Below are 24,224 nucleotides of genomic sequence, written 5' to 3'. Positions count from 1 at the left end.
CGCTGGCGGGGGATTAATCAACCGGGCCGCCAGGCAGCCCGATTTTAACGACATTTACAACACCAGACCACCAATAGCGAAGCCCAAAATGACGCACAGGGCGATGGCGATCACGCCGGGGATCAGGAAGGCGTGGTTAAAGACATATTTGCCGATGCGGGTCGAGCCAGTGTCGTCCATCTCCACTGCCGCCAGCAGCGTCGGGTAGGTGGGCAGCACAAACAGCGCCGACACGGCGGCGAACGAGGCGATAGCGGTCAAAGGGCTGACGCCGAGCAGCAGCGCGGCGGGCATCAGCGCTTTGGTGGTCGCCGCCTGGGAGTAGAGCAGGGTGGCGGCAAAAAAGAGCACCACCGCCAGCAGCCACGGATAGCTGTGCAGCAGGTCGCCCGCCACGCTCTGGATATCTTCAATGTGGCTCTTCACAAAGGTGTCACCGAGCCAGGCTACGCCCAGCACGCAGATACAGGCGCTCATCCCGGATTTAAAGGTTCCGGCGTTGAGTATCTCGCCGGTGTCCACCTTGCAGCTCAGGCAGATCAGCGTGGCGATGGTAAGCATGAAGACCACAATCGCCTCGTTGCGCGGCAGCACTGGATTGGTAATCAGGCCTACCGTCGGGCTGATGATGGTGGCATAGATCATCACCGAGACGATGCCGATCAGAAACAGCATTACCGAGCGTTTGGCGTGTGGCTTAAGCTGAAACACCTGGTTGCCGCGCAACTTAACCTCACCCTTGGCCAGTCGCTGCTGGTAGACCGGATCGTCCTTTAGCTCTGCGCCAAGGAAGTTACACACCACGGCGGTAAGCATGATGGCGATCAGGGTGACCGGAATACAGATTGCCAGCAATGTCAGGTAGCTAACGCCCAGCGGCTCAAGGATGCCGGCGAAAAACACTACCGCCGCCGAAATGGGCGAGGCGGTGATAGCGATCTGCGAGGCCACCACGGCGATAGAGAGCGGGCGAGAGGGGCGGATGCCTTGCTCTTTTGCCACCTCGGTGATCACCGGCAGCGTGGAGAACGCGGTGTGCCCGGTACCGGCGAGAATGGTCATAAACCAGGTCACCAGCGGCGCGAGAAAGGTGATGTGTTTGGGGTGACGGCGCAGGAGGCGCTCCGCCAGGCTGACCAGGTAGTCCATTCCCCCGGCGACCTGCATGGCGACAATGGCAGCGATCACCGCCATGATGATCTCAATAACGTCAAAAGGGATCGCGCCGGGTTTGATCTGGAAAAAGAGCGTCAGGATGAGTACGCCAAGCCCACCGGCAAAACCGATGCCGATCCCACCGAGTCTGGCACCCAAGTAAATGGCCAGCAGGACAATCACAAGCTCCGCAGCAAACATAATTGGCTTCCTTGATGTGTTTACAATTTGATATTGGTTTGTTGAATTTTAGTAGCGTCTATAAACAAAAAGGCACGTCATCGCTGACGTGCCTTTGAGGTCTTACCCGGTTAAAGGGTTACTGTTCGTTTTCATCCGTATACCGTTTTGCTTTATAAGCCGGGTGCATCAGGTTTTGCGCCGAGAAGATATCATCCAGCTCCGCCTCGGTCAGCAGGCCACGCTCAAGCACGACCTCACGCACGCTCTTGCCCGTTTCAGCACAGATTTTACCCACAATATCGCCATTATGGTGGCCGATAAACGGATTGAGATAGGTGACGATGCCAATTGAGTTATAGACGTAGCTTTCACATACCGCTTTGTTGGCAGTGATGCCGTTGATGCATTTCTCCAGCAGGTTATAGCAGGCATTGGTCAGGATGTGGATTGACTCAAACATCGCCTGGCCGATGACCGGCTCCATCACGTTGAGCTGTAGCTGGCCCGCTTCAGAGGCCATCGTTACCGTGATGTCGTTACCAATAACCTTGAAGCAGACCTGGTTTACCACCTCTGGCACTACCGGGTTCACTTTAGCGGGCATGATAGAGGAGCCAGCCTGCAGCTCCGGCAGGTTGATCTCGTTCAGGCCAGCGCGCGGGCCGGAGGAGAGCAGGCGCAGGTCGTTACAGATTTTGGAGAGCTTGACCGCCAGGCGCTTCAGCGAGCTGTGGACCATAACATACGCCCCGCAGTCGGAGGTGGCTTCGATCAGATCTTCCGCCGGGACGACCGGCAGGTTGCTGACTTCCGCCAGCTTCTGCACCGCCAGCTGTTGATAGCCGTCCGGGGTATTCAGCCGGGTGCCGATTGCCGTTGCGCCGAGGTTGACCTCCAGCAGCAGCTCCGCGGTGCGCAGCAGGTTGCGCGTCTCTTCGTTGAGCAGGACGTTAAAGGCGTGGAACTCCTGGCCCAGCGTCATCGGCACGGCATCCTGCAGCTGGGTGCGGCCCATTTTGAGGATGTCTTTGAACTCAACGGCCTTGTTCTGGAACCCTTCTCCGAGCTGATTAATGGCGTCCACCAGCTTAACGACAGAGGCGTAGACCGCGATGCGGAAGCCGGTCGGGTAGGCGTCGTTGGTGGACTGGCACTTGTTGACGTGGTCGTTCGGATTCAGGTACTGGTAGTCGCCTTTCTGGTGGCCCATCAGCTCAAGGCCAATGTTTGCCAGCACTTCGTTGGTGTTCATATTCACGGAGGTACCCGCGCCGCCCTGGTAGACGTCGACCGGGAACTGGTCCATGCATTTACCATTATTCAGGACTTCATCACATGCGGCGACGATTGCATTCGCCACGCTTTTGGGAATGGTGTGCAGCTCTTTATTCGCCAGCGCTGCGGCTTTCTTTACCATTACCATGCCACGCACAAACTCAGGAATGTCGCTGATTTTGCTGTTGCTGATGTAGAAATTCTCAATCGCTCTCAGAGTGTGGATGCCGTAGTAAGCGTCCGCTGGTACTTCCCTTGTGCCCAACAAATCTTCTTCGATACGAATGCTGTTTAACATGTGAACCTTCTTTTTCAAGCTGCGAATGAATGTACTAAACACACAGTATATCTGGGGTTTTGTGTGTTTGCTGACCGACGATTATTTCCTTAATCGGCCACGTACCCGGGATCATATGCTGATGATAGCGAAATGCCGTAATCTGGATCACTTATTATCGTAGTCGTTGCATTAGTTTTAATAATTTGTGAAATGCATCACCGGCTAAAGATTTTCAGCCAACATGGCATGCAATCCTATTGAATTATGACTATTAAGCACCATTTCAACAGGAAGCACGCCGCAAACCTACAGGAGACGCCAGTGCGCTGGATACCGCTAATTGCTATATTTTTATACGTTTACATTGAAATCTCGATTTTTATTCAGGTCGCCCATGTCTTTGGCGTCCTGCTCACGCTGGTGCTGGTGATCTTTACCTCGGTCATCGGCATGTCGCTGGTGCGCAACCAGGGCTTTAAAAATATTTTGCTGATGCAGCAGAAGATGGCCGCCGGAGAGAGTCCCGCGGCGGAGATGATCAAGAGCGTCTCGCTGATGATTGCCGGGCTGCTGCTGTTACTGCCGGGCTTCTTTACCGATCTGCTCGGCCTGCTGCTGCTGCTGCCGCCGGTGCAAAAGCTGCTGACCCTGCGTTTGCTCCCGCATCTGCGTTTCTCCCGGATGCCGGGCGGCGGGTTTAGCGCCGGGAGCCAGGGCGGCCAGACCTTTGACGGTGAGTACCAGCGCAAAGACGACCAGCGCGACCGTATAGACCATAAAGAAGATAAATAACCGTAGGCCGGGTAAGCGCAGCGCCACCCGGCGTTATTTAATGCACGATGGCGCGCTTGGGTAAAAACCACCACAGCGCCGCCAGCATAATAATGGCGTAGAGGCTCTTCCAGCCCACCATCGCCAGCAGCAGCAGGCAGAGCAGACCGCCCACCGCCGCCAGCGCCCGATAGCGCCCCTTCAGCAAACGACACCCCGCCAGCATGCACAGCAGATAGATCATGATGAAAATGCCGTTGGCATAGATAATCAGCGCATCGAGGTTAATCTCCATTACGTAGATGACCAGCGTGCTGATGATGCAGCAGATCAGCACCGCGTTCAGGGCGTTAAAGGGGATCTGGCGTTTTGAGAGCTGGGCCAGGCGGCCCTGCGGGTTGTACATCGCCTGGGACCAGACCAGACGGGCGAAGCTCTGAATGTAGATGTTAAGGCTGGCGAAGCAGGCCAGATAGCCAATCACACAGGCGACCCACAGCGCCTTCTCACCAAACAGCTGCACCACGATCCCTGGCAGCGAGGCCGCGGCAGCACGATCGGCGCCATAGGCGTTAAAATGCAGCACAATCACCGTACAGGCCCAGTAGACGAAGCCGGCCAGCAGCAGGCCGATCATCAGCGCGCGGGGAAAGTCCCGCTCCGGACGCTTGAATTCAGAAGCCAGGTGGGCAAACGCTTCCAGGCCAACAAAGCACCAGAACATCACCGACAGCGCGGCAAACAGTCCGGAAGCATCGACGTCCTGCGGGGCAGGGAAGGGAATTTCAGCCACGGTGAGATCGCCATACCACCAGACGGCGGCGATCAGCGTCACGATCAGCCCGGCGACCAGGGTTTGCAAATTAGCGCTGGAGCTGGCTCCCCGCGTTCCTACCGCCCATACCAGCAGCAGCGTGCCCAGCTCCGCCATCAGCAGCAGCGGACCGTGCCAGCCAAACAGCGCCTGCCAGAAGCCAGCGGCAATGTGCAGCGCGGCGGGCAGTCCCACCGGGATCACCGACAGAAAGAGCCAGCCCGTGACGCGCTCCAGGCGCGGGCCAAACGCCATGCCAACAAAATGGGCGACGCCGCCCGCGCTGGGGAAGTGCCGTCCAAGCAGGGCGAAGACAATCGCAATGGGAAAAACCAGTACGATCAGCACCGGCCACGCCCACAGGCTGTTGTTGCCTGCCACCAACGCCGCCAGCGCAGGCACGGCAAACACGCCGGTGCCTAATAGTGAGGTTGATAACAGCCCCACGCCCTGAGCCAGTCCCAGCTCCTGTTTTAAGCCACTCATCTATTATTATCCTGCCCCTGTCCAAAGAGCGATGATGGTAACACTTTCACAAATTTTTTTTCGTTAGCCCCTTGAAGGGGTAAAAACCCATCCCCATCTCTCTCGTCACCAGCCGGGAAGCGAAAAGGAACCGGCGTCATCCATAACCGATACTGACTTTCTCAAAGGAGAGCTATCAATGAGTATTCGTCCACTACATGACCGTGTCATCGTCAAGCGTAAAGAAGTCGAGTCTAAATCAGCTGGCGGCATCGTTCTGACCGGTAGTGCTGCTGGTAAATCTACTCGTGGCGAGATCATCGCTGTCGGTAAAGGCCGCATCCTCGAAAACGGATCCGTGCAGCCGCTGGACGTGAAAGTCGGCGACATCGTTATTTTCAACGATGGCTACGGCGTGAAAGCTGAGAAAATCGACGATCAGGAAGTCCTGATCATGTCTGAATCCGACATTCTGGCAATTGTTGAAGCGTAATCCACGCGCGAACTGAACCATACGAATTTAAGGGAAAAAGAAAATGGCAGCTAAAGACGTAAAATTCGGTAACGACGCCCGTGTGAAAATGCTGCGCGGCGTGAACGTGCTGGCAGATGCAGTGAAAGTGACCCTGGGTCCGAAAGGCCGTAACGTTGTATTGGATAAATCTTTCGGTGCACCGACCATTACTAAAGACGGTGTATCCGTTGCGCGTGAAATCGAGCTGGAAGACAAGTTCGAGAACATGGGCGCGCAGATGGTAAAAGAAGTTGCCTCTAAAGCGAACGACGCGGCGGGCGACGGTACCACCACGGCAACCGTACTGGCTCAGGCAATCATCACTGAAGGCCTGAAAGCCGTTGCTGCGGGCATGAACCCGATGGATCTGAAACGCGGTATCGATAAAGCCGTGATCGCCGCCGTTGAAGAGCTGAAAACCCTCTCCGTACCGTGCTCTGACTCCCGTGCTATTGCTCAGGTAGGCACCATCTCTGCTAACTCCGACGAAACCGTGGGTAAACTGATCGCTGAAGCGATGGAAAAAGTGGGCAAAGAAGGCGTAATCACCGTTGAAGAAGGCACCGGTCTGCAGGACGAGCTGGACGTGGTTGAAGGTATGCAGTTTGACCGTGGCTACCTCTCCCCTTACTTCATCAACAAGCCGGAAACAGGCTCCATCGAACTGGAAAGCCCGTTCATCCTGCTGGCTGATAAAAAAATCTCCAACATCCGCGAAATGCTGCCGGTGCTGGAAGCCGTTGCTAAAGCAGGCAAACCGCTGCTGATCGTTGCTGAAGACGTTGAAGGCGAAGCGCTGGCGACCCTGGTAGTGAACACCATGCGTGGTATCGTGAAAGTGGCTGCGGTGAAAGCACCGGGCTTCGGCGACCGTCGTAAAGCTATGCTGCAGGATATCGCTATCCTGACCGGTGGTACCGTGATCTCTGAAGAGATCGGTATGGAGCTGGAAAAAGCGACCCTGGAAGACCTGGGTCAGGCAAAACGCGTTGTGATCAACAAAGACACCACCACCATCATCGATGGCGTGGGCGAAGAAGCGGCAATTCAGGGCCGTGTTGGTCAGATCCGTCAGCAGATCGAAGAAGCAACCTCCGATTACGACCGTGAAAAACTGCAGGAGCGCGTAGCGAAACTGGCAGGCGGCGTAGCGGTAATCAAAGTCGGTGCGGCGACCGAAGTTGAAATGAAAGAGAAGAAAGCCCGCGTTGAAGATGCCCTGCACGCAACCCGTGCTGCGGTAGAAGAAGGCGTGGTTGCCGGTGGTGGTGTAGCGCTGATCCGCGTAGCAAGCAAACTGAGCGAGCTGCGTGGCCAGAACGAAGATCAGAACGTCGGTATCAAAGTTGCGCTGCGCGCAATGGAAGCACCGCTGCGTCAGATCGTGCTGAACTGCGGTGAAGAGCCGTCTGTTGTTGCCAACACCGTGAAAGCGGGTGACGGTAACTACGGTTACAACGCGGCCTCCGAAGAGTACGGCAACATGATCGACATGGGTATCCTGGATCCGACTAAAGTGACCCGCTCTGCTCTGCAGTACGCGGCCTCCGTTGCCGGTCTGATGATCACCACCGAGTGCATGGTGACCGACCTGCCGAAAGCTGACGCGCCTGACTTAGGCGGCGCTGGCGGTATGGGCGGCATGGGTGGTATGGGCGGCATGATGTAATGCCCCTTCCTGCCCAGAATGATGTGGGCGGGCATCCGTCATAAAGAGAAACCCTCGGGCAGAAATGTCCGGGGGTTTTTCTTTTGGTCATCTTTTTAGTATAAGGTTTAGACACGGACAGGTTGTGTCCAGCTGATAAGAACGAGGAATAAAATGCGCATGAAAGTTTCTGCAGGGATCGTAGGTGCGGCACTGCTGCTGGCGGGCTGTAGCTCTGGCAATACCCTCACCGCAGGCGGACAGAGCGTTCGCTTTGTTGAAGATAAGCCGGGCGCGGAGTGTCACTATATCGGCACCGCGACAGGCAAGCAGAGCAACTGGCTCTCTGGCCAGCACGGTGAAGAGGGTGGCTCCATGCGCGGCGCGGCCGTTGCGCTGCGTAACCACGCCGCCGAGATGGGCGGCAATGTCCTCTACAGCGTGACCAGTCCGACTCAAGGCTTTATGTCGAGCTTCGTCCCGACCGCCAGCGAAATGAACGGCCAGGTCTACAAGTGTCCGAACTGATGTTAATGGCCGCGTAGGCCCGGTAAGCGTAGCGCCACCGGGCATAGCTATGCCGACCCTGCAACGCCGGGCGGCACTGCGTTTGCCCGGCCTACGTGGGCACGGGCGGTTTATCGACCCAACAACGCGTTAACTCTGGCGCAGCTGTAGATCCAGCGGCGTCTTGCTCGGTTCGCCGCCGATCTCCCGCGCCAGCCGCGGCACCATATAGCCCGATACCAGCGTCAACAGCTCGCGCATAATCTGGCGGGCTTCATCATCCGTCACCATAAAGTGCGCCGCGCCCTGAACCTTATCCAGCACGTGCAGATAGTAGGGCATCACGCCCGCATCAAACAGCGCGTTGCTGAGATCCGCCAGCGTCTGGGCACTGTCGTTAACGCCGCGCAGCAGCACGCTCTGGTTAAGCAGCGTTACGCCCGCGGTGCGCAGCGTCACCATCGCCTGGCGAAACGATGCATCAATCTCCTGCGCATGGTTAATGTGGTTAACCAGCAGGATCTGCAAGGACGAGCGGGCAAAGCGTGACGCCAGCGCGTCGGTGATGCGAGCCGGGATGACAATCGGCAGCCGACTGTGAATGCGCAGGCGCTTAACGTGCGGGATCGCCTCCAGCTGGGTCAGCAGCCAGTCCAGCTCATGATCTTTCGCCATTAGCGGATCGCCGCCGGAGAAAATAATCTCATCCAGCTCTGGGTGCGCGGAGATATAGTCCAGCGCGGCCTGCCAGTTGCGCTTGTTGCCCTGGTTATCAGCATAGGGGAAGTGGCGACGGAAGCAGTAGCGGCAGTTTACCGCACAGCCGCCCTTCACCAGCAGCAGAGCGCGGTTACGGTACTTATGCAGCAGTCCGGGCACCACGCTATGCTGCTCATCAAGCGGATCGGTGCTGAATCCGGGAGCGGCAACAAACTCCTCTTGCGAGGTAAGTACCTGTCTTAACAGCGGATCGTTGGGGTTTCCCCGCTCCATTCGCGCGACAAATGCGCGAGGGACGCGCAGGGCAAACAGGCGTTTCGCCGCCCGTCCTGCCAGCAGATTTTCATCGGCGTCTATCTTTAACAGACGCAGTAGTTCATCCGGATCGGTAATTACATCGGCAAGTTGTACTAACCAATCTTCTCTGGATGGGGTATTTAGGGTTACAATATGCGCCATTTTGTGGCTTAGCTACCAGTTATCAATTTCAGAGGGCCTTATGGCGACTTACTATAGCAACGATTTTCGTGCTGGTCTTAAAATCATGATGGATGGCGAACCGTATGCGGTTGAAGCCAGTGAATTCGTTAAACCGGGTAAAGGCCAGGCTTTCGCCCGCGTTAAGCTGCGCCGCCTGCTGACCGGCACCCGCGTTGAGAAAACCTTCAAATCTACCGACTCCGCTGAAGGCGCAGACGTTGTAGATATGAACCTGACTTACCTCTACAACGACGGTGAGTTCTACCACTTCATGAACAACCAGACCTTCGAGCAGCTGGCTGCCGATGCAAAAGCGGTTGGCGATAACGCGAAGTGGCTGCTGGATCAGGCCGAGTGCATCGTGACCCTGTGGAACGGCCAGCCTATCGCTGTTACCCCGCCGAACTTCGTCGAACTGGAGATCGTTGAAACCGACCCAGGTCTGAAGGGTGATACCGCAGGGACCGGCGGCAAACCGGCTACCCTCTCTACCGGTGCCGTCGTTAAGGTTCCGCTGTTCGTACAGATTGGCGAAGTGATCAAAGTTGACACCCGCTCTGGCGAATACGTTTCCCGCGTGAAGTAATTTATGCGCTAAGCCTGTCGGCGTGGCTCCTGCTGCGCCGACGGTTTTTCTACCGTCCCCTGCGCTGCCTCTCTCCGCTCGAATTTTCTTAAAAAATCCTCCTCTTCCGCCATTTTTTTGGAATTTGTCTATGCTTAAGTTGCTATACACAAATAACTTAGGCTTTAAAGGAAGATATTATGGTTAAGAAAACAATTGCAGCGATCTTTTCTGTTCTGGTGCTTTCTTCAGCATTAACCGCCTGTAACACCACCCGTGGCGTTGGTGAGGATATCTCTAGCGGCGGTAGCGCTATCTCTGGCGCAGCAACTAAAGCCCAGCAGTAATCAGGGACGGTACGGCTGCTGGCCGTACCGTTAACTTACCCCTTCCGGCAGCGACAGGAATGGCGTAAAGCGATTACACATCCCCAGCTTCATCCGAATATTGCGCTTGTAGGTGTAAACGGTTTTTCCGTTAATCCCGAGACGGCTGGCAATAGAGTGATGCGTTGTCCCCTCCATCCATAGCGACAGCACCTTTTCTTCCTGACGCGTAAGCAGCGGCGCAGCGGCCTGCGGCTCGGCATACTCAGGACGTGCGAGCAGCACGGCATCTATAGCCTGTGCAAGCTCATTCAGCGGATCGGTTTTTGCCAGACGGGCGGCGATCGGAAACTGCTGGCAGTAGTTCTCCATGTCGGCGTCATGACCCGATTGAAATAGAATAAGCTTGCTACGATCGCTACAGGCCATGAGCAGCGATGAGAGCTGTTGAACATGGTGCAAATCGCCGGCAAAACCGTAGAGATCGGCAATAACCAGATCCGGCTGCCACTGCATGGCATGCTCTTTTGCCAACATCAGGTTGTTTAGCCCGGTAACGACAACGGGAGTGGAAATTAAACCAGCTTGATTGAGCCATATCTCCAGCCCTAAACGGGTGAAATAACAACGGTCAATCAAAAGAATTTTCAGCATGTCTTTATTCGCAGTCAGGATAGTGGTGACGGCTTGCTGCTAGCAGAAAGCACACCATCATAGGGGGGAGCGTTAAAGAATAAATGCGGGAACTCCGCTGCTAACTGCCTCTATTTCTTGCTTTAACGAGGCAAATCACAGGGGTTTATGAAAAAGTTGAAAAACAGCGCACCCCAGGCGACAATTCTTTCTTCACCTCAGCCTTGCGGGACGACCCACAAGCGCCATGTTTCACCGGGGACGGCCCCACAGTCGGGAGCCTGTTATGTCCTGGTTTATTCTGTTTATTGCGGGTTTGCTTGAAGTTGTCTGGGCTATTGGCCTGAAGTACACCCACGGTTTTACCCGTCTCATTCCCAGCCTTATTACCGTCAGTGCGATGATCGTCAGCATTATGATGCTGTCATGGGCCATGAAAACCCTGCCGGTCGGTACCGCCTACGCCATCTGGACTGGCATCGGGGCGGTTGGCGCGGCTACGGCAGGTATTCTGCTGCTAGGCGAGTCAGCTAGCCCGGCGCGGATCGTCAGCCTGGTGCTGATCGTTGCCGGGATTATTGGCCTGAAGCTCAGCACCCACTAGCGGTTCTGCGGCACCCAAATTAACTTCTCTACGGCAAAGCCCTGGCGAGTGGCGGTATCCAGCAACTGCTGTTTTACCTTGTCAGGGATAGTACGGGTGCGTGACAGGATCCACAGGTAGTCACGGTTCGGACCGCAGACCAGCGCATGCTGATAATCTTTATCCAGGGCGATCACGTTATAGCCGCCGTAGAAGGGTCCAAAGAAGGAGACCTTCAGCGCGGCGCGATCCGGGCTACCGGTAAAGTAAGCCTTGCCGTCGGTGGACTGCCACATTCCCCGTGAAGGGTTGTAGCCTTTGTTGATGACGTTCAACCCGCCATCGTCGCGCAGCGTATAGGTGGCGGTGACGTTAGTCAGCCCGCGCTCAAAGCGATGGTCGAGGCGAGCGATCTCATACCAGGTACCGATATAGCGTTTGGCATCGAAATGCTCGACAACCGTCACGCCAGAGGGCGGAGTAGGGGAGCTACAGGAGACCACGACAAAGGCAGCGGCAACGGCGGCAACAATAGGTAGCAGACGCATGGTATTTTCCTTACAGGCTTTTTGCTAAGTGTAGAACCCGGCTAAAGAAAATCTATTTTTGCAGCAGAAGATATTTGTAGAATGCGATGCCCGACAGCGTTGCACCGGGCATCGACGGTGTTAAAGGGCGATCGCGCCGATCAGCGTGACGACGCTTAAAATGGCCGCCAGGCCATAAAATACCCATTTGCCGTGGTGAACGTGGATTTTAAGATCGTGCATGCCGTGATGTATGCGGTGCAGGCCGCACCACAGCGGCAGGACAATCATCAGAAAGATAAATGCCCGCCCTACAAGGCTTTGCGCAAAGGCCAGCACGCGATCGTAGCCTAACGCCTCGCCCGGATAGAGCCCGAGCGGCAGCAGGATGCCAACCAGCAGCACGATGACCGGCGCGACGATAGCGCCCCACATGCCGCCTGCGCCAAAAAGGCCCCAGAATACTGGTTCGTCAGCGCGTTTTGGGTTTGGGTTAATCATGAGGCCTCCTTACCAGAAAAGTGCAATAAACAGGATCGCCAGGCTGACCAGCGCCGTAACGGCCCATAGCGCCCTGATGATTGGCTGCGATCCCAGCTTCTCACCCTTCACAATGAGGGTGGCGGCTTTTGGTGCCAGCTCAAACCAGGTTTTGGTGTGCAGCAGCGCGGCGGCAAGGGTTAGCAGATTCAGGATAATCACGACCGGATTTTGCAAAAAGCCGACAAAGCCCGCCCATGACTCCGGGCCATGCTTCAGCGCAAACAGGCCGTAGATCAGAACGATGCTGAACCAGACCGTGGGCAGGGAGGTGCCTTCGCGCAGCATGTAGAAGCGGTAAAAGGGCAGGCTTTTCCACCAGCCTGACGGCATCGGCTGCACCCAGGGTTTACGTTTCGTTGTCATCGTGCGCTCCTTAGCGTGGTTTCAGGGTGGCGATCAGAAAGTCTTTTGAACTCGCGACCTTACCCTGCTGAATGGCCGCCGCCGGATCGACATGCTTCGGACAGACTTCCGAGCAGTAGCCGACAAAGGTACAGCTCCAGACGCCGTTCTCGCCGTTCAGCTGCGCCATGCGGTCCCGTTTGCCGTGATCGCGGCTGTCTTCGTTATAGCGATGGGCCAGGGTAATCGCCGCCGGGCCGATAAACTCCGGGTTCAGGCCAAACTGCGGGCAGGCGGCATAGCACAGCCCGCAGTTGATGCAGCCGGAGAACTGGTGGTACTTCGCCATCTGGGCTGGCGTCTGCCGGTTAGGCCCCTGCTCTGGCGTACGGGAATTGCCGATGATATAGGGCTTGATCGCCTCCAGGCTTTCAATAAAGTGGGTCATATCCACGACCAAATCGCGCTCTATCGGGAAATTGCCCAGCGGCGCGACCTTGATGCCCTTTGTGTAGTCACGCAGAAAGGTTTTACACGCCAGCTTCGGCACGTTGTTTACCATCATGCCGCAGGATCCGCAGATGGCCATCCGGCAGGACCAGCGGTAGCTCAGGTCGGGCGCGAGGTTATCTTTGATGTAGCCCAGCGCGTCCAGCAGCGAGGTCTGTTCATCGTAGGGCACCTCATAAAATACGCTGTGCGGGGCGGAGTCGATCTCTGGGTTGTAGCGCACCACCTCAACGTTCAGGTTTTTCATCTCAGCCATTCGCCTTCTCCTTGTTCTCGGTGGCTTCCGCCTCCCCACCGTAGACGCGTTTCGCCGGCGGCAGGGTGGTGATGTTGACATCGCTGTAGTCAAGGCGTGTGGTGCCGTCGGCATCGCGGAAGGCGAGGGTGTGTTTCAGGAAATTAACGTCGTCACGCTCGGTGCAGCCCTCGTCCAGACGCTGGTGCGCCCCGCGCGACTCTTTGCGGGCCAGCGCGGAGTGGGCCATACACTCGGCGACGTTAAGCCCGTGTCCCAGCTCAATGGTGTAGAGCAGCTCGGTATTAAAGACGCTGGAGGTGTCGGTTACGCGCACGCGCTTGAAGCGCTCCTGCAACTCGGCCAGCTTGTCGACGGTTTTCTGCATCAGCTCCGGCGTTCGGTAAATGCCACAGCCCTCCTCCATCGAGAGGCCCATCTCATCGCGGATCGTCGCCCAGCTCTCGTTGCCCTGCTGGTTAACCAGCGCTGTCAGGCGCTGCTCAACATCCACGGCCTGGGCGGTCAGGGCACTATCGGCAGCGGTACCCACGGCGCGCGAATGCGCAATAGCGCGCTCTCCGGCCAGACGACCAAACACCACCAGCTCCGCCAGCGAGTTTGAGCCGAGGCGGTTGGCGCCGTGCAGACCGACCGAGGAGCACTCGCCCACGGCAAAGAGCCCTTTAATGCGGGTCTCGCACTGGCTGTCGGTCTCAATACCGCCCATCGTGTAGTGGGCGGTCGGACGAACCGGGATAGGATCTTTCACCGGATCGACGCCGACATAGGCTTTAGCCAGCTCGCAGATAAACGGCAGACGCTCAAGGATTTTCTTTTCCCCGAGGTGGCGCAGATCGAGATAGACCACGTCACCGCGGGGGGTGGAGAGCGTGTTGCCTTTACGCCACTCATGCCAGAAGGCCTGGGAGACCCTGTCGCGCGGCCCCAGCTCCATATATTTGTTCTTTGGCTCGCCCAGCGGCGTTTCCGGCCCCATGCCGTAGTCCTGCAGATAGCGGTAACCGTTTTTGTTGACCAGAATGCCGCCCTCGCCCCGGCAGCCCTCCGTCATCAGAATGCCGGATCCGGGCAGGCCAGTGGGATGGTACTGGACGAACTCCATATCGCGCAGCGGCACACCGTGGGCCAGCGCCATGCCCATGCCATCGCCGGTCACAATCCCACCGTTGGTGTTATAGCGATAGACGCGTCCTGCGCCGCCGGTGGCCATTACCACCGCATTGGCGCGGATCTGCATCAGGGTGCCTTCCATCATATTCATGGCAACCAGGCCGCGAACCTGCCCGTCATCCTCAAGAATATCCAGGACAAAGTGCTCATCGAAGCGCTGGATCTGCGGAAACTGGAGAGAGGTCTGGAAGAGGGTGTGCAGCATATGGAAGCCGGTCTTATCGGCGGCGAACCAGGTGCGTTCAATCTTCATTCCGCCGAAGCGGCGCACGTTGACGCTGCCGTCGGGACGACGGCTCCACGGGCAGCCCCATAGCTCAAGCTGGGTCATCTCTGTCGGACAGTGGCGGACAAAATAGTCGACCACATCCTGCTCGCACAGCCAGTCGCCGCCGGCTACGGTGTCGTGAAAGTGGTACTCAAAGCTGTCGTGATCCTGTGCGACGGCAGCGGAACCGCCCTCGGCTGCCACGGTGTGGCTGCGCATAGGATAGACCTTTGAGACAAGGGCGATTTTCGCATTGGGATCCGCCTGGGCGGCCGCTATAGCAGCGCGTAAACCCGCACCGCCAGCGCCGATAACGACGAGATCGGCTTGAAAAGTGTGCACGACATTCCTCCAGATTGGCTGTAAACAGTTCCACTGCTCCTTTATGGGGACGCCAGTATAACCGTAGGGATCCAAGGGAAATTTGATGTGTTCGATTTTTTTGCCGATCTTTGCAGCTGTTTTTTGTTCTGGCGCGTCACGAAAAAGGGTTCTCATTGCGTAAATTTGCCGCACAGAATTTGTCTCCAGGTCGCCCGTCGAGTAGACTTCGTGCCCTTGTCTGACATCGGAGAACACACCATGAGTGAAACGGCAGCCTGGCGGCCGAGCGCATCTATTCCTAACCTGCTGAAACGCGCAGCAATAATGGCTGAGATCCGCCGTTTCTTTGCCGATCGCGGCGTGCTGGAGGTGGAGACGCCCTGCATGAGCCAGGCGACGGTAACGGACGTGCATCTGTTCCCGTTTAAAACCCGTTTTGTTGGCCCAGGCCACTCCCAGGGGTTGGATCTCTATCTGATGACCAGCCCGGAGTATCATATGAAGCGCCTGCTGGCCGCTGGCTGTGGGCCGGTATTCCAGCTGTGCCGCAGCTTCCGCAATGAAGAGATGGGGCGCCATCACAATCCTGAGTTCACCATGCTGGAGTGGTATCGCCCGCACTATGATATGTACCGGCTGATGAACGAGGTGGACGATCTGCTACAGCAGGTGCTCGACTGCCCAGCGGCCGAGTCGCTCTCCTATCAGCAGGCGTTTCAGCGTCATCTGGATATCGATCCGCTCTCAGCCGATAAGCAGCAGCTGCGTGACGTGGCGGCAAAGCTGGATCTGAGCAATATCGCCGATCGGGAAGAGGATCGGGACACGCTGCTGCAGCTGCTCTTCACGATGGGCGTTGAGCCACATATTGGCAAAGATCGCCCGGCGTTTGTCTATCACTTCCCGGCAAGCCAGGCGGCGCTGGCGCAGATTAGCACCGAAGATCACCGCGTGGCGGAGCGTTTTGAGGTCTATTTCAGAGGCATGGAGCTGGCGAACGGTTTCCATGAGCTGACCGACGCCCGTGAACAGCAGCAGCGCTTTGAGCAGGATAACCGCAAGCGTGCGGCTATGGGTCTTGAGCAGCAGCCTATCGACTACAACCTGCTGGGCGCGTTAGAGGCTGGCTTGCCGGACTGCTCCGGCGTGGCGCTGGGCGTCGATCGCCTGGTGATGCTGGCGCTGGGTGCAGAGAGCCTGGCCGAGGTGCTGGCTTTCTCGGTCGATCGCGCCTGATTGTTACTGCCGGGCGGCGTGCTGCTTGCCCGGCCTCCTGTTGTACCGAGATGGTGCAAAATAAAATATTACTTTTTGTGCTAATTGCCCGCTTCATCTTTTGCTTTCCCTCCTGAAGTCACAATTTAAAGCTACCGCTTTGTTACTATCCAGCCGTTCGTTTGGGTAATTTTTTTACCCTCTCTCTTTCACCAGACAACATGGATAGATCTATGAGCGACAATCTTAAAAAGATGAGCCTGATGGGGCTTGTTCTCATGATATTTACATCGGTTTTTGGCTTCGCTAACAGCGCCAGTGCGTTTTACCTGATGGGGCACAGCGCCACACCCTGGTATATTTTTGCAGCTCTGTTCTTCTTCATTCCCTTTGCCTTGATGATGGCTGAGATGGGCGCCGCCTACCGTAAAGAGGAGGGCGGCATCTACTCGTGGATGGAGAACAGCGTCGGCCCACGCTACGCCTTTATCGGCACCTTTATGTGGTTTTCATCGTACGTTATCTGGATGGTCAGCACCGCCGCGAAGGTGTGGGTTCCCTTCTCCACGTTTATCGTGGGTGCAGATATGACGCAGCGCTGGCATGTCGCTGGCCTGCAGCCCACTCAGGTGGTAGGTATTCTGGCCGTCGTCTGGATGGTCGTAGTCACCTTTGTGGCGGCAAAAGGTATTAATAAAATTGCCAAAGTGACCGCCGTCGGCGGGATTGCCGTGATGTGTCTCAACCTGGTGCTGCTTCTTGCCAGCATCGCTATTTTACTCCTCAACGGCGGGCATTTTGCCGAGGCGATCAACTTCACCGCCTCACCGAACCCAGGCTACCACTCCGATCTCTCCATGCTGTCGTTTATGGTTTTTGCCCTGTTCGCCTACGGCGGCATTGAGGCGGTAGGCGGCCTGGTGGATAAGACCGAAAACCCCGAGAAAAACTTCGCTAAGGGCATCATCTTTGCCGCGATTGTTATCTCCATTGGTTACTCCCTTGCTATCATTCTGTGGGGCGTCAGCACGAACTGGCAGCAGGTGTTAAGCACCGACTCGACCAACCTTGGTAACATTACCTACGTACTGATGGAGAGCCTGGGCGCAACGCTGGGCAACGCGCTGCATCTGTCGCCTGAGGCAGCTAGCCTGACCGGCGTCTGGTTTGCCAGAATAACCGGCCTGTCGATGTTCCTTGCCTATACCGGGGCATTCTTTACCCTGATCTATTCTCCGCTAAAGGCGATTGTCCAGGGGACGCCAAAGGAGATGTGGCCCGCGCCCATGACCCGTTTGAATAAGAGCGGCATGCCTGAGACGTCAATGTGGCTGCAGTGCCTGCTGGTGAGCCTGATCATTCTGCTGGTCTCATTTGGCGGCGGCACCGCATCGGCGTTTTATAACAAAGTAACGCTGATGGCGAACGTCTCCATGACGCTGCCATACCTCTTCCTGGCGCTGGCGTTTCCCTTCTTTAAGGCTAAAGCCGATCTGCATCGGCCTTTTGTGATTTTCAAATCCCGCAGTACGACGCTGGTGATGACCGGTGTGGTGGTGCTGCTGGTGGCTTTCGCCAATATCTTTACGGTTATTGAGCCGGTGATTGAGAAAGGGGATTTGAGCAGCGCCCTGTGGATGGCGGGCGGGCCGATCTTCTTCTCGCTGCTGGCGCTGGGGATTTATGAGCGCTATCAGCGGCGCATCAGCCGCGTGGGTGGGTTGTCAACTCGCTAAAAAAACGCCGCAGCGGTTACGCTGCGGCGTGGTGCTTACAGACTGCCCGATGGACGCTGACTGCGTCCGGCAGAGCTTAGCGTTCTGGCGGTGCGTTTGCCGTCGAGCGACTCCAGTCGCATCTGGAACGGCGGGAACGGCAGGTCGATGCCGTGCTCGCGGAAGCCCTGCAGGATCAGCTGATGGATCTCGTGACGCAGCGGCATGCGGTGGCCCATCTCAGCGGCGTAGATACGTAGCTCAAAGAGCTGGATACCCTGCTGTAGATCCACCAGGAAGACCTCCGGCGGTGGGTTATCGATCACCAGCGAGCAGCGCTCAGCGGCGGTGTAGAGCAGCTGAGTCACCTCTTCGCTGTTGGCATCGGAGGGCGCAGGTACGGTAAGCACCACACGCGTCACCGAATCCGACAGCGACCAGTTGATAAACTGCTCGGTGATAAACGCCTTATTCGGCACGATGATCTCTTTACGGTCCCAGTCACTAATGGTGGTGGCGCGGGTGTTGATCTTCGTTACGCTACCGGTGAGATCGCGAATGGTCACGGTATCGCCAATGCGGATCGGCTTCTCAAACAGGATGATCAGGCCAGAGATAAAGTTGGCGAAGATCTCTTGTAAACCAAAGCCTAATCCCACACCGAGCGCCGCGACCAGCCACTGCAGTTTTGACCACTCGATACCGATCATAGAGAAGCCCACCAGGCCACCGAACAGCATCAGCAGATATTTGGTGATGGTGGTGATGGCATAGCCCGTTCCCGGCGTCAGGTCGAGGTGCTGGAGCAGCGCCAGCTCCAGCAGGGCAGGCAGATGACGCACCAGCTGGGTGGTGATGATAAATACCAGAATGGCGATCAGCACCGCGCCGAGGGTGATCGGCTCCAGGCTCTCGACGCCCTGTACCGTCGAGGTAACGTCCCAGAGGGAGATATTCTCCAGGAAGCCAAACGCCGAGTGGATCTCGGACCACAGCACAATCACCGAGAGCAGGGCGATAAGCATCAGAATCGAGCGCACCAGCCGCAGCGACTGGGCGCTGATGGCATCGAGATCCAGCTCGCTTTCATCTACCTCTACCACGCCCTCCGTGCTGGTGGAGTGGGCCTGCTCCTCCTCGCCACGGGCGCGCTGGGCCAGAATCTCTGCCCGGCGGTGTCTTGCACGGTCAAAGGCCAGACGGCGGCGCTGGATCAGCATCCAGCGGCGGATGACGTGATAGACCACCAGCAGCAGGAACCAGATCGCTACCGAGGTCTCCAGCCGGGCCAGCAGCGCCTGGGCAGTCGCCAGATAACCCACGGCTGCCGCCAGCATCGCCGCCAGCGGGGCGCTCAGCAGCAGGTTCCAGAGCATGCGGTTAACCATGTTGTCGCCGCTGCCGGTCTTATCGACATAGAGCGGGATCCCGGCGCGTTTCAGGCTCAGCGTGACCACGGCCAGCGCGCCGCAGATAAGCATAAAGCAGAGACGGCCAAGGGAGCCGGAGAATTCGCGGTCGTTGAGGTTATCAAACATGATCAGCGCCATTATCAGCGGCACGATCAGGCCGATGCTCATCAGGTAGGAGCGCAGGCCGCGTGCGACCCGACTGCGCGGCCAGCCAAAGTGAGCAACAAACAGTCCGGTCGGGCGAGCGAAGGTGGCGCAGATCATCACCACCCACAGCAGCGGCACGGTGGCGGTAACACCATCGCCAATTGCCACCGCCAGCGGGTAGGGCCAGGCGGATCGCAGGCCGTAGCCGAGCGTTGCCCACAGCACCGGCAGCGGGGAGGCCACAAGGATCGACCAGAACACCGTGCGCAGCGTGAGCCAGAAGTGATCCTGCGTCACCTTGCCTACTTTCGCGCTGGAGCGCTCCAGGAAGCGGGTGAAGTGCTTGCGGGAGTAGACGCTGAAGCCCACCAGCACCAGCGCGGCAAACAGCGGTAGCAGCGTCTCCTTGCTGGTCAGCATCATCATAGTTGCCTTGCCGAGCTGGTTAACGGTATCCAGCGAGATGAGGCGACGCAGATCCTGCACAATCTCAATCGGCCAGCTGAGCGTCATCGGGCTGACGTCGGCGGTCCAGAAGAGATAGCGGTGGGTGGCTTCGTTCACCTCTTTCAGCGCATCCTCAAGCTGACTGTTGGAGACCTTCAGCTTGGTCAGCTCAAGGATCAGCGTGTCGCCCCCCTGCAGCAGAGAGGTGAGCAGCTCGCGCTGGGTGCGCAGCTGCGCCTCCAGAATACGGCTCTGCTCGGCGGTTAGCGGCTGGCCGTCCGCCTGGCGGATCTGGCGCAGCTGAGGCTGCTTGTTGAGCAGATCCTCATAGTGCATACGGTGCACCCGCAGCTGGGCCATCTCTGTATCCAGCTGCTGCGGCTTCGGCATCTCCGGCAGCCGGGCCACCTGCGCGCGCAGCGCATCGCCGAGCATGTTGGAGACTCCCAGCCACTGGGACTGCTCGCGCAGCGTATTCAGGGCCTGGCGTACCTGCAACGTCTGGCCGGTTGCCTGCCGCTGCTGGGAGGCAACCAGATCCATCCGCTGGGCCTGCTGGTTAAGCGCCTGCGACAGCTCGCGGTTGATTTTGAACTGGTCAACAATGCCCGCGGGCAGGTTGGCGCTGTTCTCCGCCAGCAGCTCGGTGCTCTCCAGCGCCTGCTCGGCCTCGCGCTGGCGCTGGCTATTGAGATGGTTACGCAGGGCCTGCAGATAGGTATCCAGCTGCTGGGCCTGCTTCTGGGCCAGCTCGGATCGCATCCGCGCCAGCTCCTGGCGGTTGTTCGCCGACAGCTGGGCCAGCTCCAGTTCATCAACCTGAGCCTTGAGCTTGGCAGAGTTGGCCTGCGCGCTCAGGGTCTGCGCCTGGGCCAGCGAGGTGGTGCCGGTCTGGGTACCGATGCGGCGCTCTACCTCGCTTAGCTGACGGCGGGCGTCGGTCTGCTGCTGCGGAAGCTGGCTTAAGGAGTCGTTGATCTCCCGGGCGCGCTCCTGCTCTTGCTGGGCCTGACGCGTCTTTTCCAGCAGCTGGCTGCTCACCTGGAGGATCTCCTGGTTCAGCGCATCGGTGGTAATACCAGCCGGAACGGCTTTCGGTTCGTCGCGCAGGCCGTTGAGCTGGGCACGCAGGGTCTGGGAGAGTTTGGGGAAATCGTCGATGACCTGCTGATACTGTTTGGCGCGCTCAAGGGAGCCGTTACGCTCCTCAAGGGCGTTCAGCGCGGACTGGAGCGCCTCCACGGTTTCCGCCTGCTCGGGTGAGGCGGCGGCCGCTTTAGCCTGCTCCAGCTCCTGGGTGATCTGTTTGGCGTCGGGGATCGTCGCAGCGTACGCCCCCGCGCTGAGGCACCAGGCCATCAGAAATGCGATAATCAGGCGCACGTTGCTATACCTTTGTAAAGTAAACCTTTGTTAGATCAGACCGGGTCTTTGTTGTCGTCTACCAGCGGGTTGGCGTCGTGCTCGGCGTCAATCTCTTCCTGCGGCAGCGGGGTAGGGGTGACGTCTGGGGCAACGGCCTCGGTAGAGTAAGCCAGCGGCTCGCCGATTTTAGTTACTGACAGGCTCTCTAAATGTTCTGCCAGCGCGACGCTGCCCGGTGCGAAGAGGTTGATCACCGTTGAGCCGAGCTTAAAGCGACCCATCTCCTGGCCCTTCAGCAGCGCCACAGCCCCTTCGCTCTCACCTTCCGGCCACGTCCAGCGTTTGATAATGCCTTCACGCGGCGGCGTGATGGTGCCCGCCCAGACGGTTTCGATGCTGCCAACAATGGTCGCACCAACCAGAATTTGCGCCATCGGACCGAATTCAGTATCAAATACGCAGATCACGCGCTCGTTACGGGCGAACAGGTTCGGCACGTTGCGCGCAGTCAGGTGGTTGACCGAGAAGAGATCGCCCGGGACGTAGATCATCTCGCGCAGGATGCCGTTGCAAGGCATGTGGACGCGGTGATAGTCGCGCGGCGAAAGATAGGTGGTCGCGAAGCTGCCGTCGCGGAACTTGTCCGCCAGCAGGTAGTTACCGGCCAGCAGGGCTTCAAGGCTGTAGTGATGGCCTTTGGCCTGCAGCAGCTTATCGTTTTCGATGCGGCCCAGCTGGCTGATCACGCCGTCGGCAGGCATCACCAGCACGCTGGGATCGGTGTTCAGCGGGCGGACTTCGTCGCGCAGCGGGCGGACAAAAAAGTCATTAAAGGTGCGATAGCTGGCGGTATCCGGCTTCTGCGCCTCCTGCATATTGACCTTGTAGTATTTGACGAACAGATCGATGACCAGCTTGGTCAGCCATCCCCCGCGTTTGCTTGCGCCCCAGCCCGCGAGGCGAGTGAGCCACAGTTTAGGCAGAATATATTGAAGCGAAAGTTTAAATGAGTCTAACAAGGTAGCCTCCAGGCTAGTGTTTTGGTCGTTCCTGATCCGCAACGCAGCGGCGGACCCTTGAAAAAAGGGGACGATTTTAGCGATGCTCAGCTTAATTGTCAGTCGTCGGATTCAGAAAAGCTTTTACGCGTTTTTACCTGCGCCATGCTCTCCAGAATGCGGTGATAGTTTTCAAACCGGGTTTCAGCAATCTCACCTCGGTCAACGGCTTCCCGGATCGCACAGCCGGGATCGCTGGCGTGCTTGCAGTCGCGGTATTTACAGTGACCGAGATAGTCGTGGAATTCGACAAAGCCGCGGGTGATTTGTTCCGGCTCCAGGTGCCAAAGACCAAACTCACGCACGCCGGGTGAGTCGATCACATCTCCGCCGTGCGGGAAGTGATAGAGCCGCGCCGCCGTAGTGGTGTGCTGGCCCAGCCCCGAGTTGTCAGAGACATCGTTGGTCAGGATCTCCTCCTGGAGGCCCAGCAGGGCGTTCAGCAGGCTCGATTTACCCACGCCGGACTGGCCGGCAAAGATGCTGATGCGATCGGTCAAGGCCTCTTCCAGCGGTTTTAAACCGTCCTGGGTATGGCTGGAGACCATCAGTACGCGATAGTCAATATGGCGGTAGATATCCATCTGCTCGTTCACAAACGCCATGCTTTCATCATCCAGCAGGTCGATTTTATTGAGCACAATGATCGGTTCCACGTCCAGCGTTTCACAGGCCACGAGATAGCGGTCGATAATGTTAAGCGACAGCTCCGGCAAAATGGCGGAGACAATGACGATCTGATCGATATTGGCGGCGATGGGTTTTACACCGTCGTAAAAATCGGGCCGGGTCAGTACCGATGTGCGCTCATGCACCGCCTCAACGATACCTTTCACGTTGATGCCTTCAGCGGCAGGTTTGCCCGGACGCCAGACCACCCGGTCACCGGTCACCAGCGAGCGAATGGTGCGGCGGATGTTGCAGCGGTGGACGTCGCCGTCGGCGGCTTCAACGTCGGCGTGCATACCAAAACGGCTAATGACAATCCCTTCGGCGGCCTCGCCAAACAGGTTATCGTCGTAGTCCGCCTTCTCCGTAGACGTTTTAAGCCGACGCTGGTGGTTTGCTTTCACACGGCGCTGCTGGCCTTTGGAGAGTTTATTTTTACTCAATCGTACTGACTCCTGGTCGCCCCTGGTGGGCAAAACCTCTATGATAGATGCTAATTTAGATAATTATAGTCGTGCGAGATGGGTGGAAAATAGCATGAGTGCAGATGAAAACAACCTGATTTGGATCGATCTTGAGATGACCGGCCTGGATCCCGAGCGCGATCGCATTATTGAGATCGCAACCCTGGTCACCGATGCCAACCTGAATATTCTGGCGGAAGGCCCGGTGATTGCCGTGCATCAGTCCGACGAACAGCTGGCGCTGATGGATGAGTGGAACGTACGCACCCATACCGGCAGCGGGCTGGTGGAGCGGGTTAAGGCCAGCACCCAGGACGATCGCGCTGCCGAGCTGGCGACCATCGCCTTCCTAAAAGAGTGGGTCCCGGCGGGGACATCCCCTATCTGCGGCAACAGCATCGGCCAGGATCGTCGCTTCCTGTTTAAGTATATGCCAGAGCTGGAAGCCTACTTCCACTATCGCTATCTTGACGTTAGCACCCTGAAAGAGCTGGCTAAGCGCTGGAAGCCAGACGTGCTCAACGGCCTGAAGAAGCAGAATACTCACCAGGCGCTGGATGATATCCGTGAGTCCGTGGCCGAGCTGGCTTACTATCGCGAGCATTTTATTAAGCTGTAAGCAGGATGCCCGGCGGCACAGGCTTGCCGGGCCTACGCCAGGCGACCCGATGTAAAAATGTGCAATGTGACGAATATTGCAGCGGTTGAACTTAATTTCGCAAAATTCGCTTTCAGGGGGGTTGCAGCTAAAAGGATTTCTCGTATAATGCGCCTCCCGTAACGATGAGAAATTCACGTTACGACAGCAACAAGTTTGCGGGAATAGCTCAGTTGGTAGAGCACGACCTTGCCAAGGTCGGGGTCGCGAGT

23 protein-coding genes are annotated in these 24,224 nt (G+C 57.5%); 10 read left to right on the top strand and 13 right to left on the bottom strand.

Annotated features, from left to right (window positions below; translation table 11 throughout):
• Positions 1-54 precede the first annotated feature (54 nt).
• Together RTX96_RS20170 and aspA are read right to left on the bottom strand one after the other, a co-directional pair.
• Positions 55-1,356 (bottom strand): anaerobic C4-dicarboxylate transporter, encoded by a 1,302-nt coding sequence (locus tag RTX96_RS20170; RefSeq protein WP_312671891.1) that lies wholly within the window; start codon positions 1,354-1,356, stop codon positions 55-57.
• Positions 1,357-1,474: 118 nt separating this feature from the next.
• The gene (gene aspA, locus RTX96_RS20165; RefSeq protein WP_103818669.1) at positions 1,475-2,911 is read right to left on the bottom strand and encodes an aspartate ammonia-lyase; all 1,437 of its coding nucleotides are present in this window, start codon (positions 2,909-2,911) and stop codon (positions 1,475-1,477) included.
• A gap of 303 nt (positions 2,912-3,214) precedes the next feature.
• Here aspA and RTX96_RS20160 point away from each other — a divergent pair, with 303 nt between their 5' ends.
• Entirely contained in the window at positions 3,215-3,685 is a 471-nt protein-coding gene (locus tag RTX96_RS20160; protein ID WP_103818668.1) for an FxsA family protein, read from the top strand.
• Positions 3,686-3,722: 37 nt separating this feature from the next.
• Here the strand turns inward: RTX96_RS20160 and yjeH are convergent, their stop codons facing one another.
• The gene (gene yjeH / locus RTX96_RS20155; protein ID WP_312671890.1) at positions 3,723-4,964 is read right to left on the bottom strand and encodes an L-methionine/branched-chain amino acid transporter; all 1,242 of its coding nucleotides are present in this window, start codon (positions 4,962-4,964) and stop codon (positions 3,723-3,725) included.
• Between the two features lie 178 nt (positions 4,965-5,142).
• On the opposite strand from yjeH, the gene RTX96_RS20150 reads away from it, so the two are divergent.
• From RTX96_RS20150 to RTX96_RS20140, 3 genes are all read left to right on the top strand, one after another.
• On the top strand, positions 5,143-5,436 hold the full coding sequence (locus RTX96_RS20150) for a co-chaperone GroES (RefSeq protein WP_042388708.1): 294 nt from the start codon (positions 5,143-5,145) through the stop codon (positions 5,434-5,436).
• Positions 5,437-5,479: 43 nt separating this feature from the next.
• Positions 5,480-7,126, top strand: a complete 1,647-nt coding sequence (gene groL / locus RTX96_RS20145) for a chaperonin GroEL (RefSeq protein WP_103818666.1) — start codon at positions 5,480-5,482, stop codon at positions 7,124-7,126.
• 153 nt (positions 7,127-7,279) lie between these two features.
• Complete coding sequence (locus tag RTX96_RS20140; RefSeq protein ID WP_103818665.1) at positions 7,280-7,633, top strand: DUF4156 domain-containing protein; 354 nt, start codon at positions 7,280-7,282, stop codon at positions 7,631-7,633.
• A gap of 129 nt (positions 7,634-7,762) precedes the next feature.
• Here RTX96_RS20140 and epmB read toward each other — a convergent pair whose 3' ends face one another.
• A complete protein-coding gene (gene epmB, locus RTX96_RS20135) occupies positions 7,763-8,791 on the bottom strand; it encodes an EF-P beta-lysylation protein EpmB (RefSeq protein ID WP_312671889.1) in 1,029 nt (342 codons plus the stop codon).
• 40 nt (positions 8,792-8,831) lie between these two features.
• Here epmB and efp point away from each other — a divergent pair, with 40 nt between their 5' ends.
• Both efp and ecnB read left to right on the top strand, forming a co-directional pair.
• Complete coding sequence (efp, locus tag RTX96_RS20130) at positions 8,832-9,398, top strand: elongation factor P (RefSeq protein WP_103818663.1); 567 nt, start codon at positions 8,832-8,834, stop codon at positions 9,396-9,398.
• A 179-nt stretch (positions 9,399-9,577) separates the two neighbouring features.
• Positions 9,578-9,724 (top strand): lipoprotein toxin entericidin B, encoded by a 147-nt coding sequence (ecnB, locus tag RTX96_RS20125; protein WP_103818662.1) that lies wholly within the window; start codon positions 9,578-9,580, stop codon positions 9,722-9,724.
• Between the two features lie 30 nt (positions 9,725-9,754).
• Here the strand turns inward: ecnB and RTX96_RS20120 are convergent, their stop codons facing one another.
• Positions 9,755-10,357: a LuxR C-terminal-related transcriptional regulator gene (locus RTX96_RS20120; RefSeq protein ID WP_312671888.1), complete on the bottom strand. Its 603-nt coding sequence runs from the start codon at positions 10,355-10,357 to the stop codon at positions 9,755-9,757.
• A 265-nt stretch (positions 10,358-10,622) separates the two neighbouring features.
• On the opposite strand from RTX96_RS20120, the gene sugE reads away from it, so the two are divergent.
• Positions 10,623-10,940, top strand: a complete 318-nt coding sequence (gene sugE / locus RTX96_RS20115; RefSeq protein ID WP_103818660.1) for a quaternary ammonium compound efflux SMR transporter SugE — start codon at positions 10,623-10,625, stop codon at positions 10,938-10,940.
• Here the strand turns inward: sugE and blc are convergent.
• From blc to frdA, 5 genes are all read right to left on the bottom strand, one after another.
• Positions 10,937-11,467 (bottom strand): outer membrane lipoprotein Blc, encoded by a 531-nt coding sequence (gene blc / locus RTX96_RS20110; RefSeq protein ID WP_312229940.1) that lies wholly within the window; start codon positions 11,465-11,467, stop codon positions 10,937-10,939. The two genes, sugE and blc, sit on opposite strands and share 4 nt — an antisense overlap.
• A gap of 120 nt (positions 11,468-11,587) precedes the next feature.
• On the bottom strand, positions 11,588-11,947 hold the full coding sequence (gene frdD / locus RTX96_RS20105; RefSeq protein ID WP_312269195.1) for a fumarate reductase subunit FrdD: 360 nt from the start codon (positions 11,945-11,947) through the stop codon (positions 11,588-11,590).
• A gap of 9 nt (positions 11,948-11,956) precedes the next feature.
• Positions 11,957-12,352 carry a fumarate reductase subunit FrdC gene (gene frdC, locus RTX96_RS20100; protein ID WP_312671887.1) on the bottom strand — a complete coding sequence of 132 codons (396 nt, stop codon included), beginning with the start codon at positions 12,350-12,352 and terminating at the stop codon, positions 11,957-11,959.
• A 10-nt stretch (positions 12,353-12,362) separates the two neighbouring features.
• On the bottom strand, positions 12,363-13,097 hold the full coding sequence (locus RTX96_RS20095; RefSeq protein WP_103818657.1) for a succinate dehydrogenase/fumarate reductase iron-sulfur subunit: 735 nt from the start codon (positions 13,095-13,097) through the stop codon (positions 12,363-12,365).
• Positions 13,090-14,880 carry a fumarate reductase (quinol) flavoprotein subunit gene (gene frdA / locus RTX96_RS20090; RefSeq protein ID WP_103818656.1) on the bottom strand — a complete coding sequence of 597 codons (1,791 nt, stop codon included), beginning with the start codon at positions 14,878-14,880 and terminating at the stop codon, positions 13,090-13,092. The genes RTX96_RS20095 and frdA overlap by 8 nt, the downstream gene beginning before the upstream one ends.
• 240 nt (positions 14,881-15,120) lie before the next feature.
• On the opposite strand from frdA, the gene epmA reads away from it, so the two are divergent.
• Together epmA and yjeM are read left to right on the top strand one after the other, a co-directional pair.
• Entirely contained in the window at positions 15,121-16,098 is a 978-nt protein-coding gene (gene epmA / locus RTX96_RS20085; protein WP_103818655.1) for an elongation factor P--(R)-beta-lysine ligase, read from the top strand.
• A 212-nt stretch (positions 16,099-16,310) separates the two neighbouring features.
• On the top strand, positions 16,311-17,813 hold the full coding sequence (yjeM, locus tag RTX96_RS20080) for a glutamate/gamma-aminobutyrate family transporter YjeM (protein ID WP_312671886.1): 1,503 nt from the start codon (positions 16,311-16,313) through the stop codon (positions 17,811-17,813).
• A 35-nt stretch (positions 17,814-17,848) separates the two neighbouring features.
• Here the strand turns inward: yjeM and mscM are convergent, their stop codons facing one another.
• From mscM to rsgA, 3 genes are all read right to left on the bottom strand, one after another.
• The gene (mscM, locus tag RTX96_RS20075; RefSeq protein WP_312269198.1) at positions 17,849-21,181 is read right to left on the bottom strand and encodes a miniconductance mechanosensitive channel MscM; all 3,333 of its coding nucleotides are present in this window, start codon (positions 21,179-21,181) and stop codon (positions 17,849-17,851) included.
• A gap of 35 nt (positions 21,182-21,216) precedes the next feature.
• Positions 21,217-22,182, bottom strand: a complete 966-nt coding sequence (asd, locus tag RTX96_RS20070; protein WP_042388671.1) for an archaetidylserine decarboxylase — start codon at positions 22,180-22,182, stop codon at positions 21,217-21,219.
• A 98-nt stretch (positions 22,183-22,280) separates the two neighbouring features.
• Positions 22,281-23,333: a small ribosomal subunit biogenesis GTPase RsgA gene (rsgA, locus tag RTX96_RS20065; RefSeq protein WP_103818652.1), complete on the bottom strand. Its 1,053-nt coding sequence runs from the start codon at positions 23,331-23,333 to the stop codon at positions 22,281-22,283.
• A gap of 94 nt (positions 23,334-23,427) precedes the next feature.
• Between rsgA and orn the strand changes: the two genes are divergently transcribed.
• Complete coding sequence (gene orn, locus RTX96_RS20060) at positions 23,428-23,973, top strand: oligoribonuclease (protein WP_103818651.1); 546 nt, start codon at positions 23,428-23,430, stop codon at positions 23,971-23,973.
• The last annotated feature ends 251 nt before the right edge of the window (positions 23,974-24,224 follow it).

Origin of the sequence: Pseudescherichia sp., assembly GCF_032052675.1 — a bacterium.
GTDB lineage: Bacteria > Pseudomonadota > Gammaproteobacteria > Enterobacterales > Enterobacteriaceae > Pseudescherichia.
The sequence above is the reverse complement of the archived record's forward strand: the minus strand, read 5'-3'. Positions and strand labels throughout refer to the sequence as shown.